General features: G+C 74.1%; 14 protein-coding genes. 5 read left to right on the top strand and 9 right to left on the bottom strand.

Annotation, left to right across the window (positions count from 1 at the left end; genetic code table 11):
• The 3 genes from ABZ836_RS23700 to ABZ836_RS23690 all read right to left on the bottom strand — a co-directional run.
• A partial coding sequence (locus ABZ836_RS23700; protein WP_361145161.1) for an alpha-amylase family glycosyl hydrolase occupies positions 1-357 on the bottom strand: 357 nt, incomplete at its 3' end.
• Positions 354-2,360, bottom strand: a complete 2,007-nt coding sequence (locus ABZ836_RS23695) for an alpha-1,4-glucan--maltose-1-phosphate maltosyltransferase (protein ID WP_361145159.1) — start codon at positions 2,358-2,360, stop codon at positions 354-356. The genes ABZ836_RS23700 and ABZ836_RS23695, both read right to left, overlap by 4 nt.
• A 59-nt stretch (positions 2,361-2,419) precedes the next feature.
• Positions 2,420-2,740, bottom strand: coding sequence for a DUF5133 domain-containing protein (locus tag ABZ836_RS23690; protein WP_356139448.1), 321 nt, complete (start codon positions 2,738-2,740; stop codon positions 2,420-2,422).
• A 251-nt stretch (positions 2,741-2,991) separates the two neighbouring features.
• Here ABZ836_RS23690 and ABZ836_RS23685 point away from each other — a divergent pair, with 251 nt between their 5' ends.
• Positions 2,992-3,522 carry a pep a2 gene (locus ABZ836_RS23685; protein ID WP_356139450.1) on the top strand — a complete coding sequence of 177 codons (531 nt, stop codon included), beginning with the start codon at positions 2,992-2,994 and terminating at the stop codon, positions 3,520-3,522.
• Positions 3,519-5,666, top strand: coding sequence for a glycogen debranching protein GlgX (gene glgX, locus ABZ836_RS23680; RefSeq protein WP_361145155.1), 2,148 nt, complete (start codon positions 3,519-3,521; stop codon positions 5,664-5,666). Before ABZ836_RS23685 ends, glgX begins: the two co-directional genes overlap by 4 nt.
• 121 nt (positions 5,667-5,787) lie before the next feature.
• On the opposite strand, the gene ABZ836_RS23675 is transcribed toward glgX, so the two are convergent.
• Entirely contained in the window at positions 5,788-6,615 is an 828-nt protein-coding gene (locus ABZ836_RS23675; RefSeq protein WP_356133019.1) for a VOC family protein, read from the bottom strand.
• Between the two features lie 282 nt (positions 6,616-6,897).
• Here ABZ836_RS23675 and ABZ836_RS23670 point away from each other — a divergent pair, with 282 nt between their 5' ends.
• On the top strand, positions 6,898-7,317 hold the full coding sequence (locus ABZ836_RS23670; protein ID WP_356133021.1) for an ANTAR domain-containing protein: 420 nt from the start codon (positions 6,898-6,900) through the stop codon (positions 7,315-7,317).
• 92 nt (positions 7,318-7,409) lie between these two features.
• On the opposite strand, the gene ABZ836_RS23665 is transcribed toward ABZ836_RS23670, so the two are convergent.
• The 5 genes from ABZ836_RS23665 to ABZ836_RS23645 all read right to left on the bottom strand — a co-directional run bounded on the left by ABZ836_RS23665 (position 7,410) and on the right by ABZ836_RS23645 (position 12,991).
• Complete coding sequence (locus tag ABZ836_RS23665) at positions 7,410-8,231, bottom strand: SigB/SigF/SigG family RNA polymerase sigma factor (protein WP_356133023.1); 822 nt, start codon at positions 8,229-8,231, stop codon at positions 7,410-7,412.
• Between the two features lie 264 nt (positions 8,232-8,495).
• A complete protein-coding gene (gene hemC / locus ABZ836_RS23660; protein WP_356133025.1) occupies positions 8,496-9,431 on the bottom strand; it encodes a hydroxymethylbilane synthase in 936 nt (311 codons plus the stop codon).
• Between the two features lie 89 nt (positions 9,432-9,520).
• The gene (locus ABZ836_RS23655; protein ID WP_356133338.1) at positions 9,521-10,537 is read right to left on the bottom strand and encodes an ATP-dependent DNA ligase; all 1,017 of its coding nucleotides are present in this window, start codon (positions 10,535-10,537) and stop codon (positions 9,521-9,523) included.
• Between the two features lie 101 nt (positions 10,538-10,638).
• Complete coding sequence (locus ABZ836_RS23650) at positions 10,639-11,406, bottom strand: TipAS antibiotic-recognition domain-containing protein (RefSeq protein WP_356133027.1); 768 nt, start codon at positions 11,404-11,406, stop codon at positions 10,639-10,641.
• Between the two features lie 112 nt (positions 11,407-11,518).
• Entirely contained in the window at positions 11,519-12,991 is a 1,473-nt protein-coding gene (locus ABZ836_RS23645) for an MFS transporter (RefSeq protein WP_361145171.1), read from the bottom strand.
• A gap of 346 nt (positions 12,992-13,337) precedes the next feature.
• On the opposite strand from ABZ836_RS23645, the gene ABZ836_RS23640 reads away from it, so the two are divergent.
• Complete coding sequence (locus tag ABZ836_RS23640; protein ID WP_361145150.1) at positions 13,338-14,678, top strand: hypothetical protein; 1,341 nt, start codon at positions 13,338-13,340, stop codon at positions 14,676-14,678.
• A gap of 49 nt (positions 14,679-14,727) precedes the next feature.
• A complete protein-coding gene (locus ABZ836_RS23635) occupies positions 14,728-15,348 on the top strand; it encodes an L-threonylcarbamoyladenylate synthase (protein ID WP_356133031.1) in 621 nt (206 codons plus the stop codon).
• Positions 15,349-15,377: the final 29 nt, after the last annotated feature.

Raw genomic sequence — 15,377 nt, 5'->3', positions numbered from 1 at the left:
CATGACGAAGTCGATGATCACGCGCATGCCGCGCTGGTGCGCGGCGTCGACGAACTCCACGAAGTCGGCCAGGTCGCCGAACTCGGGCAGCACGGCCGTGTAGTCGGAGACGTCGTAACCGCCGTCCCGCAGCGGGGACTTGAAGAACGGCGGGATCCACAGGCAGTCCACGCCGAGCCACTGCAGGTAGTCCAGCTTGGCGGTCAGGCCCTTCAGGTCTCCGACGCCGTCGCCGTTGGAGTCCTGGAAGGAGCGGACCAGCACCTCGTAGAAGACGGCGCGCTTGAACCACTCGGGGTCGCGGTCGCGGGCCGGCGTGTCCTCGAAGGTGTCCGGAACGGGGTCGTTGACGGTCATGGCGCCGTGGTCCCTCCGGCCTGGGTGTGGACGCCCTCCACGTGGAAGACGTGGGCAGGCCGGACGCCGGGCTCGAGGCGCACGTAGTCGGCGCCGCTCCAGCGGTACGTCTCGCCCGTCAGTTCGTCCCGGAGGGACACCTGCCCGTGCGGGTCCACGCCGAGCAGCGCCGGATCCACGCGGACCGTCGCCTCCTGGGTGTGGTGCGGGTCCAGGTTGGCGACGACCAGGACCGTGTCGTCGCCCTCGCGCTTGCTGTACGCGATCACGGCGTCGTTGTCGGTGGGATGGAACCGGAGGTTGCGCAGCCGTTGCAGCGCCGGATGGTGCCGGCGGATCTCGTTGAGCCGGGTGATCAGCGGGGCGATGGTGCGGCCCTCGCGTTCGGCGTCCTCCCAGTCGCGGGGGCGGAGCTGGTACTTCTCCGAGTCCAGGTACTCCTCGCTGCCCTCCCGGACCGGGGTGTTCTCGCACAGCTCGAAGCCGGCGTAGAGGCCCCAGGTGGGGGAGAGGGTGGCGGCCAGCACAGCGCGGACCTCGAAGGCCGGACGGCCGCCGCGCTGCAGGTAGGCGTGCAGGATGTCCGGGGTGTTCACGAAGAGGTTGGGCCGCAGGTAGTGCGCCGTCTCCCCGCTGAGCTCCGTCAGGTACTCGGTGAGCTCGTGCTTGGAGTTGCGCCAGGTGAAGTACGTGTAGGACTGCTGGAAGCCGACCTGGGCCAGCGTCTCCATCATGGCGGGGCGGGTGAAGGCCTCGGCCAGGAAGATGACGTCCGGGTCGCCGGCGTTGATCTCGCCGATCACCTTCTCCCAGAAGACGACCGGCTTGGTGTGCGGGTTGTCGACGCGGAAGATCCGGACACCGTGCTCCATCCAGAAGCGCAGGACGCGGACGGTCTCCTCGACCAGACCGGGCATGTCCTGGTCGAAGGCGATCGGGTAGATGTCCTGGTACTTCTTCGGCGGGTTCTCCGCGTAGGCGATCGACCCGTCCGGGCGGTGATGGAACCAGTCCGGGTGCTTCTCCACCCACGGGTGGTCGGGGGAGCACTGGAGGGCGAAATCGAGGGCGATCTCCAGGCCGTGCTCGGCGGCCTTCGCCACGAACGCGTCGAAGTCCTCCAGCGTCCCGAGGTCCGGGTGGACGGCGTCGTGCCCGCCCTCCTGCGACCCGATCGCCCACGGCACCCCGACGTCCCACGGCCCGGCCGTCAGCGTGTTGTTGCGGCCCTTGCGATGGGTGCGGCCGATCGGGTGAATCGGCGGAAGGTATACGACGTCGAAACCCATCGCGGCGACGGCCGGGAGCCGCTCGGCCGCCGTGCGGAAGGTCCCGCTGACCGGTGGCCCGTCCTGCGGGACCACGGCGCCCTCCGAGCGGGGGAAGAACTCGTACCAGGCGCCGTACAGGGCCCGTTCGCGCTCCACCAGCAACGGCATCGGCCGCGAGGCGGACACCAGCTCCCGCAGCGGATGCCGGTCCAGCGCCTCCTCGGCCGCCGGGTCGAAGGCGGCGGCGAACCGCTCGTCCACGTCGAGGGAGTCGTCGCCCAGCGCCCGCGCCGCCGCCCGGACCGCGTCCCGCGCCGGCCCCTTGGGAACCCGGCGGGCGGCCCGCGCGAACAGCTCGGCGCCCTCCTCCAGCACCAGCCCGACGTCGATCCTGGCCGGGATCTTGATGCGGGCGTTGCGCCGCCAGGTGGACACCGGGTCGCTCCACGCCTCCACGGTGTACGTCCACGAACCCGTCCGACGCGGTGTCACCAGGGCGCCCCACCGGTCGGTCCCCGGGGACAGCTCGCGCATCGGCGTCCACGGGCCCGGCCGCCCGTCCGGATCCCTCAGCACCACATTGGCCCCGACCGCGTCATGGCCCTCGCGGAAAACCGTCGCCGTGACCTCGAAGGTCTCGCCGACTACGGCCTTCGCGGGACGTCTGCCGCACTCGACCGCGGGACGGACGTCGCGGACGGGGATGCGGCCGATGGTCTGGGGTCGCTTCATGGTTCTGCCTTCGACGTGATCGGAATGCCGGGAGGGGAACGGGGCGGGGCCGGCGGTGCCTACCGGCCCGCGGGCGAACGGCGGCCGTTCGGCGGCCCCCGCCGTCCCGGCCGGGCGGAGGACCGCCGTCCGCCGAGCGGCGGCGGCGCCTTCCGCCGTTCCTCCCGCAGGTAGGAGACGAGACCGGAGCGCAGATACCGCTCGGCGGCGTCCGCCGCCTCGCGCGCACAGCGCTTCCGCATCAGGGCGCACAAGGTGTAGCCCGAGTCCTCGAAGCGGTCGCGCACCGTGGGGTCGGCGGGAGATGCGAGCATCACCCGCTCCCAGGCCCGGTACCGGCTGAGATGCCGGGCCACTTCGGCCTTGGCCGGGAGCAGCATGGGGCGGGCCCCCTCTCGGTGCTTCGGACGTTTCCTGGGCAGGCTTGTCACCCATGGTGCACATGTGACCACGCAGCGTCTTGTTGGGGGTTCAACGACCGCTGGAGTCGTCCCGGGTTGCACGAACGGCGTAAGACTCTCACCCTGAAGGTGACTCAGAAGCGAACAACGCTCACGCTTCGTGTTCGGGGCTCGTGTCCGCCAAGTGGCACGAGGAGGCGGGGAGCTTCGCCGGTGAGGAGCCAACGACGATGAAGACCGCAGTGCCCTGCTACTACCACCTCGACGTGGAGGTCGGTCCGCAACGGGTCGACCAGGTCGGCCGGATCCTGGCCGCCCACCTCCGGTTCTGGAGCCTGGACAACCTCGTCGATCCCGTCCGCCGCGGCGCCGAGGTGCTGCTGCGCGCCATCGACGAGCACGCCATCGACAAGAAGACCTCCATCGAGATGTGGTGGAACGGTCAGCACCTGATCACCGCTGTCGGCCAGAACGACCGCAACCTCCGGCCCGACCTCGAGCTGCGTCCCTGCCTGACCCACATCGCCGCGCACAGCGACGGGTGGGGCTGCTGCGACACGGGCGCCGGCCGGATCATCTGGTTCACCCGGCGCGCCCGCTCCGGGGAACGCGTCCCGCTGGTGCCGACGGGCCCCGACCCGCTGGTCAACGAGGCCCTCGACCTGCCGCGGGAGAGGGAACGCGTGCCGGCCCTGGCCGGCTCCGTGCCACCGCCCGAGGTGGCCGTTGCCGCGGTGTGCGAGAGCGCGGTGACGCGGTGACGGCGCGAAGGACCGAGAGCGCCGGGGCGCCCGTGTGGAGCGGGCGCCCCAGTCCGCTGGGCGCCACCTACGACGGGCAGGGCACCAACTTCGCGCTCTTCAGCGAAGTGGCCGAGCGCGTGGAGCTCGTCCTGGTCGACGACGACGGGGCGTACCGCACGGTGACCCTCCACGAGGTCGACGGCTTCGTCTGGCACTGCTACCTGCCCGGCGTGGGCCCCGGCCAACGCTACGGCTACCGGGTCCACGGCCCCTGGGACCCGTCGATGGGCCACCGCTGCAACCCCCGGAAGCTGCTGCTCGACCCGTACGCCCGGGCCGTGGACGGCATGCCCGACGACCACCCCTCGCTCTACGAACGCGCCCCCCGCGGCCGCTCCTCGGCCGACAGCGCGGGGCACACCATGCTCGGCGTGGTCACCGATCCGTACTTCGACTGGGGCGACGACCGCTCACCCGGACGGCCGTACGCGGACTCCGTGATCTACGAGACCCACGTCCGCGGCCTCACCCGCACCCACCCCGAGGTCCCGGCCCGCCTGCGCGGCACCTACGCCGGCCTGGCCCACCCCGCGGTGATCGAGCACCTCACCTCGCTCGGGGTGACGGCCGTCGAGCTGATGCCGGTGCACCAGTTCGTCCAGGACGGCGTGCTGCTCGGCAGGGGGCTGACCAACTACTGGGGCTACAACACGATCGGCTTCTTCGCCCCGCACAACGAGTACGCCGCCCGCGGCACCCGCGGCGAACAGGTGAACGAGTTCAAGGCGATGGTGAAGGCCCTCCACGCGGCCGGCCTCGAGGTCATCCTCGACGTGGTCTACAACCACACCGCCGAGGGCAACGAGAAGGGCCCCACCCTCTCCTTCCGCGGCATCGACAACGCCTCCTACTACCGCCTGGTCGACGGCGACTGGGGGCACTACTACGACACCACCGGCACCGGCAACAGCCTGCTGATGCGCCACCCCTACGTGCTGCAGCTCATCATGGACTCGCTGCGCTACTGGGTGACCGAGATGCACGTCGACGGCTTCCGATTCGACCTGGCGGCCACCCTGGCCCGCCAGTTCCACGAGGTGGACCGGCTGTCGGCGTTCTTCGACCTGATCCAGCAGGACCCGGTGATCAGCCGCGTCAAGCTGATCGCCGAGCCCTGGGACCTCGGCGACGGCGGCTACCAGGTGGGCAACTTCCCGCCGCTGTGGTCCGAGTGGAACGGCCTCTACCGCGACGCGGTCCGCGACTTCTGGCGCGCCGAGGACCACAGCCTCGCCGAGTTCGCCTCCCGGCTGACCGGCTCCTCCGACCTGTACGAACGCGACCGCCGCCGGCCCCGCGCCAGCATCAACTTCGTCACCGCGCACGACGGCTTCACCCTGCGCGACCTGGTCTCGTACAACGACAAGCACAACGAGGCCAACGGCGAGGACAACCGCGACGGCGAGAACCACAACCGCTCCTGGAACTGCGGCGTCGAGGGCCCGACCGACGACGAGGGCGTCCTCGAGCTGCGGTCCCGGCAGCAGCGCAACTTCCTGGCCACCCTGCTGCTCTCGCAGGGCATCCCGATGCTCTGCCACGGCGACGAACTGGGCCGCACCCAGCAGGGCAACAACAACGCCTACTGCCAGGACAACGAGATCTCCTGGATCGACTGGCGCGGGCTCGGCGAGGAGCAGCGCGAGCTCGTCGACTACACCGGCCGCCTGATCACCCTGCGCCGCGAGCACCCCGTGCTGCGGCGGAGGCGCTTCTTCCGCGGCGACACCCCGGTCCACGAGGCGCAGCCGCTGCCCGACCTGGTGTGGCTGCTGCCCGACGCCACCGAGATGGCCGACGAGGACTGGCACCGCTCCGACGCCCACGCCATCGGGGTCTTCCTCAACGGCGACGCCATCGCGGAGCGGGACTCCTACGGGCAGCGGGTGGTGGACGACTCGTTCCTGCTGCTCCTCAACAGCTACTGGGAGCCGATGACCTTCCGGCTCCCGTCGGCCGCCTACGGCGAACGGTGGACGGCCCTGATCGACACGGCCGACCCGCAGGGCGTCCCCGACGAGGCCGAGCACAAGGCCGGCACCGAGCTGGTCGTCGAGTCCCGCAGCCTGGTGGTGCTGTCCCGGCCCCCGCTCACCGGCTGACGGACCGCGCACGAGGCGAAGAACCGAGAAACACGGGAAGAACCGAGAACACGAGGAGGCGGCGGCGACCCGGACGGGGTCGCCGCCGCCTCCCCGTCGCGCTGGGCCGGCCGGACGGGCCTCAGCCGCCGCGGCCGCCCAGCGGGCCGGTCGGCCGGTGGAAGACGGTGAACAGGGCGCCCTCCGGATCGCGCAGCACCGCCTCCCGGTCGCCCGAACGCAGGACCGAGCCGCCGTGCGCCTCGGTGGCGCGGACGCACTCCAGGACGTCCTGGACCGCGAACTGGACCTGCCAGTGCGGCCGGATCGTGGGGTCGGGGGCGGCGCCGAGCGCGCCGGACTCGATCCGCGCCACCTCCTCCCCGTGGCTCACCACGACCACCTCCGCGCCGTCGTAGCGGACCTCGCAGCTGCCGGGCCGGCCGGAGGCCCAGTCGAGGACCTCCCCGTAGAAGATCGCGGCGTCGAAGGCGTCCCGGGTGCGCAGGCGGATGACCACCGGGGCGGCCTTGCGCCAGGTCTCCCAGGTGGACGAGAGCTCACCCTCCCAGATGCCGAAGGTGGCGCCGTCCCGGTCGGCGAGCAGGGCGGTGCGGCCGATCGGCAGGGAGAGCGGCCCGACCGCGAGGGTGCCGCCGCGCTCCTGGATCCGGGAGGCCGTCTCGTCGGCGCTCTCCACCGCGAAGTACGCCGTCCAGCTCACCGCCATCCGCCACTGCCCGGCGACCGCGGCGACGCCCGCCACCGGCACGCCGTCCACCTCGGCCACCCGGAACGGGTCCCCGAGCTTGATCGTGCGCCAGCCCCAGCCCAGGACGGCCGTGTAGAACTCCTGGGTGAGCGCGAGGTCGTGGCTGGTCAGGCTCACCCAGCCCGGGGCGCCCGAGACGGCCTGGGTGGTGCGCGCCCCGCCGGTGCGGGTGCCCGGGGGCGTGCTGTCGTCGTTCATGGCAGTCATGGCAGTCCACGTCCTGGAGGGGGAGGCGCCCGCGGTGGAGGAGGCGCCCGAGGCGGGGCCGGCGCGCACCGGCCGGACTCCAGTGTCCGGCCGCGCCCGGTCCCGGTGCCTGTCGAGTACCCGGGGCGCTCGGCCGAAACGGTGGCGCCGCGCCGCCCGGTTCCCCCGGTGGCAGGCGGCCGGACGAATGGCGACGATGTAGGTGAGCCCCAGGAGCCCGCGGGAGCCCGTGACGGGAGCCCGGGGAGCCTACGACGGACGCCGGAGGTCACCATGCACACGGAGGGCCGTCCGGGTGGCAGCGGGGAGGACGCGACGCCCGCGGCGCCGCCGCCGGGAACCGTCGCCGGCGCCGAGGCCGACCGCGTCTTCGCCCTGCAGACCGAGGTCGCGCAGCTCAAGGAGGCGGTCACCTCCCACGCGGTGGTCGACCAGGCGATCGGCAGCGTGGTGGCGCTCGGACGGGTGACGCCCGATCAGGGCTGGGCGATCCTCAAGGAGGTCTCCCAGCACACCAACACCAAGCTGCGCCTGGTCGCCGAGATGGTCCTGCTCTGGGCGCGGACCGGCGATCTGCCCGAGGAGATCCGCACGGCCCTGCAGCAGGCTCTGGAACGCCGCCGCCCGGCGGGCCGCCCCGCCGCCGCCCGCCCGCGTTTCAGCGGCGCCGGGCCCGGTCACTCCGGTCACTGAGCTCGCTTTCGAACGGCTCCCGGGACGGTTCGGCAGTGAGCCCGTCCCAGCCGCCCGGCCGCCAGGCCGGGCGACTGCCGTACGGGCGGTGGTCACCAGCCCTCCTCCCCGGACGCGTCCAGCTCCGCCCGCAGCCGGTCGAAGCAGCCGCTGAGCAGCCGTGACACGTGCATCTGCGAGATGCCCAGCTGCTGCGCTATCCGGCTCTGCGTCATCCCGCGGAAGAACCGCAGGTAGAGGATGACCCGGTCGCGCTCGGAGAGCGCCTCCAGACAGGGACGCACCGCCACCCGGTCGACGACCAGGTCGTAGCCGGTCTCCACGGTCCCGAGCGCGTCCTCCAGCGCGTAGCCCTCGGTGCCGGGCAGCTCCGCCTCCAGGGACAGGGCGTGGAAGCACTCCAGGGCCTCCATGCCGGTCCGCACCTCGTCCTCGGTGAGGCCGGTGTACGCGGCGATCTCACCGACGGTGGGCGCACGGCCCTGGGTGGTCTGGGAGAGCTCCTTGGCGGCCCGCCGGACCCGGTTGCGCAGGTCCTGGACCCGCCGGGGCACGTGCAGGGTCCACAGGTGGTCGCGGAAGTGGCGTTTGATCTCGCCGGTGACCGTCGGGACCGCGTACGACTCGAAGGCGCAGCCGCGGGCCGGGTCGTAGTGGTCGACGGCCTTCACCAGGCCGAGGGCCGCCACCTGGTAGAGGTCCTCGAGGGCCTCGCCGCGGCCGCGGAAGTTGACGGCGATGCGTTCGGCCATGGGAAGCCAGGCGCGCACGAGGTCGTCGCGCAGAGCCCGGCGTTCGGGTCCCTCGGGGAGGGAGGCCAGGCGCGCGAAGTCCGCCGCGGTGTCCGGGGCGTCGTCGTGCGGATGGCCGCGGGACCGGGTGGTCCGGGTGCGGGTGGTGCTGGTTGCCGGCATGGGCACCTCCCTCGGCAGGGGCCGGCAGGGCGGTCACCGCGGGAGGGGCGCGCACACGGACAGGTCCGGAACGCCGGGGGTCGTGGCGGACCCGTACCCGCGGACGTGCCTCCTGTCCGAAGCACTGGTGGAGGAATTCCCTCCGATGGAGGAACCGAAACAAATCGGGCGAACAATGCCCCATGTGTTTCGCGAGGGCCGGGATGCCGCCGGGAAGCGGGTGTCGCCGGGGGAGAGGCGCCGCCGGGGAAGGGGCGCCGCCGGTCAGTGCTCGATCGAGTCGATCAGGTCGCGGGCCCCCTGGCGGAGCAGGGTGACGGCGACCGAGGTGCCGAGCGTGGCCGGGTCGAGCGGTCCCGCCCACTCGTGGGCGTTCAGCCGGGTCTTGCCGTCCGGGGTGAAGACGCAGGCGCGCAGCGAGAGCTCGCCGGTGCGGTCGACCCGGGCGACACCGGCGATCGGGCTGTTGCAGTGGCCCTGGAGCACGTGGAGGAACATCCGCTCCGCGGTGGCCTCGCGGTGGGTGTCCGGGTCGCCGAGCGCGCTGACGGCCTCGATCAGCGCGGTGTCCTCCTCACGGCACTGGAGGGCCAGGATGCCCGCGCCGATCGGCGGCATCATCGTCTCGGTCGAGAGCACCTCGGTGATCGTGTCGGTCCGGCCGATCCGCTCCAGGCCCGCCAGCGCCAGCAGCAGCGCGTCGGCCTCGCCCGCCGCCAGCTTCTCCAGCCGCCGGTTGGCGTTACCGCGCATCGGCACGCAGGTCAGGTGCGGGTACGAGGCGGCGAGCTGGGCCACCCGCCGCACCGAGGAGGTGCCGACGCGGGTGCCGGGGGGAAGCTCGTCCAGGGTGAGTCCGCCGGGGTGGATCAGCGCGTCGCGGACGTCGTCGCGCCGCAGGAAGGCGGCGAAGACCGTGCCGGCGGGCAGCGGGCGGTCGGCGGGGATGTCCTTCACGCAGTGGACGGCCAGGTCCGCCTCGCCCGCCAGCAGCGCGGCGTCCACCTCCTTGGTGAACGCCCCCTTGCCCTCGACCTGCGACAGGTCGCCCATCCACTTGTCGCCGGTCGTCCTCACCGGGACGACCTCGGTGCGCGTGCCGGGATGGTGCTCCGCCAGTTCGGCGCGGACGCGTTCCACCTGGGCGAGCGCCATCGGGGAGTCGCGGGAGACGATGCGTACGATCTCGGGAGCCGACATGCCGCCACGATAGCGGCCCGCGGGGGCCGTGGCGCCGGTGCGGCGGGCAATTCGTGGGCCCCGTGCGGTCCGTGGCGCCCTCCGCGCGCCTATCCGCCGTGCGGGCCCGGCGCGCCGGGAGGGGGCGCCGGGCCGGACGGGAGACGGGCCGAGGACTCCTCCGGGGCCAGGTCGGGCCGCAGCCGGAGCCAGGAGGGCTGGCGCAGCATGCCCGCGCGGGTCCGGGTGCTGTAGCGGACCTCGCCGACCAGCCGCGGCACCACCCATCGCGCCGCGGCGGCCTTCGGGGCCGGCGTGAACGGGCAGACGTCCGTCGCCGCGGCGGCCAGCAGCCGCGCCAGATCCTCCCGCTCCGACTCGCTCCACCCGGTGCCGACGCTGCCCACGTAGCGCAGCAGCCCGTCCGCGTCGCGCTGGCCCATCAGCACCGCGCCCGGCAGTCCGGACAGCCGCCCCCTGCCCGGCAGCCAGCCCCCCACCACCACGTCGACCCCGGTCATGTGCCGGATCTTGACCCAGGCGCGGGAGCGCACGCCCGGTTCGTAGACCGAGTCCAGCCGCTTGCGGACCAGGCCCTCGAGGCCGTGCTCCCGGGTGAGGGCCAGCGCCTGCTCCCCGTGCCCGACGACCGCCGAGGGCGTGGACCAGAACGGCCCGGACAGGCCCAGCGCCTCCAGCTCCCGGCGGCGCCGCGCGTACGGGAGCCGGAGCAGGGACCGGTCGTCGCGGTGCATCACGTCGAACAGCACCAGGTGGGCGGGGGCCGTCGCGGCGCGGCGGGCCGCCACGGCGGGGGAGCCGGCCAGGCCCATCCGGGACTGGAGCAGCTGGAAGTCGGCGCGGCCCTGGCCGTCGAGGACCAGGATCTCGCCGTCCAGCACGGCCGCGGACGCGCCCAGGGCGGCGCCCAGCGGGGCCAGCTCGGGGTAGGCGGCCGTGATGTCCTCGCCGGAGCGGGCCCTGAGGGTCAGGCTGCCGTCGCCGGGGAGGTAGACCACGGCGCGCTGGCCGTCCTGCTTGGTCTCGTAGGCCCACCGGTCGTCCTCGGCCGCCGGGGGCAGGCGGCCGGGGGTCGCGAGCATGGGGGAGATCCGGGGCAGCGTCACGGGCGTCACGGGCGTCACGGCAGAGTTCTCCACCACCGGGCGGGCCGCCACGCGGGAGCGCGGGCCGCTTCCCCCGGCCGGCCCACGCCCTCCCGCGCCCGTCAGCCGAGCCGCTCCCGCGCGTAGGCGGCCATGGCGGCGGACAGGAAGTCCGCGAGCTCCGGGTGCTTGGCGTCGTAGCGGGCCCGGAACTCCGGCGAGTCGGCGTACATCCGGCCCAGCCCGGTGAAGGACTCCCGGTCCGGCGTCCAGAAGGCGGCCACCGCGCGGTACTGCCGGTCCATGAGCTCGACGGCGCGCGGGTCGCCGGGAGCGACGCCCGCCTCGATCAGCCCGACCGCGGCGTCCTCCACCGCCTCGTACTCGGCGACGGCGCGGCCGGCCCGGTCGCGGTCCCAGCCGGCCGTGCGGCGGCGGCTCTCCTCGATGTGGTGCCGGGCCTCCTCGCCGAACCGGTCGACCAGCTCGGCCTCGTGCACCGCCTGACGTGCCGGATCGATCCCGTCGAACAGATCCTCGAGTGCCATGTCTCTCTCCCCTTCCAGATGTGCGATGGTCGCCGCCACCGTCTCCACCAGCCGGTCCATCCGCCGCCGCTCGGCGAGCAGACCGGTCAGATGGGACCGCAGCGCCTCGGCGGCGTCCTTCTCCTCGTCGACGATCGCGGCGATCTCGGCCAGACCGAGCCCGAGATCACGGAGCAGGAGGATCCGCTGCAGCCGGAGGGCCGAGGCGGCGCTGTAGTGCCGGACGCCGCCCGGACCCTGGTGGTCGGCGGGCAGGAGGCCGATGGCGTCGTAGTGCCGCAGGGTCCGTACGGTCACGCCGGAGGCCTTCGCCAGCCGGGCGATCGGCCATTCCTCGGGCATGGTGCGCCTCGTCCTTCCTCGCCGGTGGTGTGCCGCGGGTGGCGGCGTGCGTCACGCTAGGCGCTGCCGTTACGTCACCGGCAAGCCCGCTCGGCGCCCCGCCGCGTGGAGGTCAGGGGACGCGGGTCAGGGAGTCGTGCGGGGCGGTGCGGGGGGACGGGAACAGCGGGGGCGCCGTGGGCGTGGACGCGGGCGTGTTCGCCTGCGGGGAAGTCTCCGTCGAAGTGCGCGTGGGCTGCGGCGTCGGCGCGGACGTGGTCGCGGACGTCGGCGTGGCCGGGGGAGGAGCGGGCGCGGCGCGGCGGGCGTGGAGGAGGGCGCCCGCGAGCACGGCACCGGCGATGACGGCCCCGCCGACGACGAGGGCGCCGCGCACCCCCGCCCACTCGATGAGCAGGCCGAGCAGCGGAGGCCCCGCGAGCCCCCAGCCCGTGCTCACGCTGCGCCACACGCCCAGCACCCGCCCCCGCATCCGCGGCGGCGGATCCGTCTGCAGCACCGTCGTCCCCGCCGTGTCGGAGACCGACTCCACGATCGCCATCGGCACCAGCAGCACCAGCAGGACCAGCAGGCTCGGCGACAGCCCCGCCGCGACCTGCAGCACACCCCCCGCCGCCGCCATCGTGCCGACCAGCCGGACCGTCGGCGCCGTGAGCCGCCCGGCCAGCACCGCGCCGACCACGCCGCCGACCGCCAGCACCGTGGAGACCGCGCCGAACTCCGCCGCCCCGCCGGCCAGCGGCCCGGTCACCAGGACCGCCAGGGTCAGCGTGTAGTTGCGGCCGAAGACGCTGCTCAGCGCGGTGATGCCGGCCAGCGCGACCAGGCGGGGGCGCCGCAGGAAGAAGACCAGGCCGTCGCGCGCCCCGGTGCCGCGCCGCCGGGCCGGGGCCGGGGGCGCGCCCGCGACCTTGCCCGCCGCCCGGCCCGGCGGGGAGACCGGTTCGACCGTCACCGCCCCCGCCGCGGGGCGCAGGAACGGGATCACCGCGGCGACGAACAGGAAGGAGAGCCCGTTGGCCGCGTACGCCGCCCCCGCGCCCCACCAGCTGACCAGCACACCCGCCGCCGCGGCCCCGCCGAGACGCCCCACGCTGTGCACCAGCGAGCCCACCGCGATGGCCGAGGGGACGTCGCGCGGCGGCACCAGGTCGTTGCCGAGGAGGGCGCAGGCGGGAGCGTCGACCGTGGCGATCAGCCCGGTGACCACCGCCAGCGCCATCAGCACGCCGACGTTCAGCTGGCCGAGGGCGATCAGCACGGCGGTGACGACCGCGACCACGCCCAGCAACGCCTGGCTGACCGCGGCGGTGAGCCTGCGCGGCCAGGCGTCGACCGCGGCGCCCCCGGCCAGGCCCAGCAGCAGGCCGGGCGCCGCCTGGAGGGAGACCGACAGGCCGGTCATGGCCGCCGAGCCGGTGATCTCCAGCACCAGCAGGTTCTGCGCGGTGAGCTGCATCCAGGTGCCGACGTTGGAGACCAGGTTGGCCAGGGACCACCAGCGCATGGACCGGTGGCGCAGCGACCGCCAGGGGCCACGGCCGCCGGAGGGGCCGCGACCGCGGGAGGGGCGGCGGCCGCTCAGGACGGCGGGGCGGAGGGCGCGAGGACGGCCGGCCGGAGAGGGCCGGCCGGCCGGGGGAGAGGTGAGCACGGGAGGGAACGCCTTGAGGACGGGGCAGGGGAGACCGCCCTGGCGGACGGCGACGGGTAATGATGGCCCGGCGGACCCCGCAGTGCTTTCCGCACGGGTGTCCAGGCAGGCCCCTTTCGGGTCAACTCGCCCGCGGGTCAGGCCGATCCACCGGCGGGTGGCGTTTCTCACAAGGGTGGTCAGGGACCCGGATGAAGGGTCCGGCGGCAGGAGGGGGACGATACTGGGGCACCCCCGCACCGCAGCACTGCACGGAAGGCCCTCGCGCACCCATCCCATGAGCGACTCCCCCACCGCCCACCCGGCGCCCTCGAACGGCGGCCCGGCCCCCACGGCCGTCTGGTACGCCCGCGGCCGGTGCACCCGGCCGCTCGCCGACGAAGCCGTGCGCCTTCACCTGCGCCGCATGCAGGACGCGGCCGTCGTCGACGCCCACCTGGAGCTGGACCCCGCGGAGATCCCGTCCCTGACCCACCCGTCGTCGCCCGCGCCCTCCGCGGGGGAGCGGGCCCCGTCCGGCGGTCCGGCCGCCGACCCCGCGGCGCCCGGACCGGCGGACCACGGCGTCCACTCGTTCGAGGCGCGCTGGCGCGCTCCCGGCGGAGTGACCGTCCGCTCCCGGCTCACCGTGGGACCGGAGGGCGGCTTCCTGCCCGGCGCCGCGCCCGGACTCACCCTGGCCCCGGCCGGTCTGGCGCACGCCCTCGGCCGCGCCCCCGAGGGCCGCGAGTGGCTGCTGGTCGCCGAGGCGGAGACCGTCTGGGACCCGCGGTGGCCCTCGCCCGCCGACATGTTCTGGCCGCGGGAGGACGCCGACGCCTGGGACTGCGTCCACGTGGGGGGACTGCGCGGCGCGGACCTCAGGACCCTGGAGCTCAACCGGCTGCCCGACGACGACAAGGAACTGCGCAGACTCCTCAAGGACTGCGCGCGGGACGGCTGGAACGTCCACGTGGTCGTGCACGAGGCGATGACCCCCGACGCCCGGGGCCTGCGCCCCCTGGTGCGGCGGCTCCCGGCCGGGCTGCGGCACCGGGTGATCGAGCACCGGGCCGCCCCTGAGCAGTACCGCGCGGTCAACTGGGCGCTCAAGGACCACGGCATCGAGGTGCCGCGCGGCGGCGCGGTGATCCTGCCGGGCGACCCGGTCCGCCCCGGCTACGACCGCGCGGACCACACGGTGCGCACCGTCTTCCTGGACGGCTCCGAGCCCACCGCGCTGATCGACGCGCTGCACCGCTTCGTGGCGCTGCCCGCGCCGCTTCCGGAGGGCGCCGCCGAGGGCGTGCGGGTGATGCGGGAGCAGTGGCACCTGGTCACCCTCCAGGAACGCCTCGCCCACGCCGAGCAGCTCGTCGTCATGTACCGGGAGGCGCTGGACGCGATGACCCGCTCCAGGGACCTCTACCGGGAGGCGGCGGAACAGGCCCACGAGGCCCTCGCCGCCCTGCGCGCCTCGGCCGGCCCCCCGGCGCTGCCCGCCCCGCGCGCCGACGCCCCGGCGGACGGCGACGACACGGCGCGGCAGCAGGGCTCCGCCGGTTTCTCGCTCCGCCAGTTCACCCGGTCGCTGGAACGGATGAAGGACGCCCAGAAGGCGCGCCGCGAACGCCCGTAGACGGCCGGCCCGGTCCCCCTCCCCGGGGGACCGGCCCTAAGCTCGTCGAATGGCCAAGTACTTCGACGTTCACCCCGACAACCCCCAGCCGCGCACCATCGCCCAGGTGGCGCAGAGCCTCCGGGAGGACGCGCTGATCGTCTATCCCACCGACTCCTGCTTCGCACTGGGGTGCCGGCCGGGCAGCAAGGACGGCGTCGACCGGATCCGCGCGATCCGGCAGCTCGACGACCGGCACCACTTCACCCTGGTCTGCCGAGACTTCGCCCAGCTCGGCCAGTACGCGCAGATCGACAACGACGTGTTCCGGTCGGTGAAGGCCGCGACGCCGGGCCGGTACACCTTCATCCTCCCCGCCACCCGCGAGGTGCCCCGGAAGCTGGCCCACCCCAAGAAGCGGACCGTGGGCGTGCGCATCCCCGAGCACCCGGTGGTGCGGGCGCTGCTGGAGGAACTCGGTGAGCCGCTGCTCTCCAGCACCCTGCTCCTGCCGGGCGACGAGGAGCCCATGACCATCGGCTGGGAGATCAAGGAACGGCTCGACCACGTGGTCGACGCGGTGCTGGACTCCGGCGAGTGCGGCACCACCCCCACCACCGTGGTCGACTTCTCCGAGGGGTACCCCGAGATCGTCCGCCGGGGCGCGGGCGACCCGACGCCGTTCGAGTAGCCGCCGGGGCCGCCGGTGTCCCCGGCGGC

Origin of the sequence: Streptomyces sp. NPDC047130 (assembly GCF_040643475.1) — a bacterium.
Lineage (GTDB): Bacteria > Actinomycetota > Actinomycetes > Streptomycetales > Streptomycetaceae > Streptomyces.
This window is presented reverse-complemented; position numbering and strand designations above follow the sequence as displayed.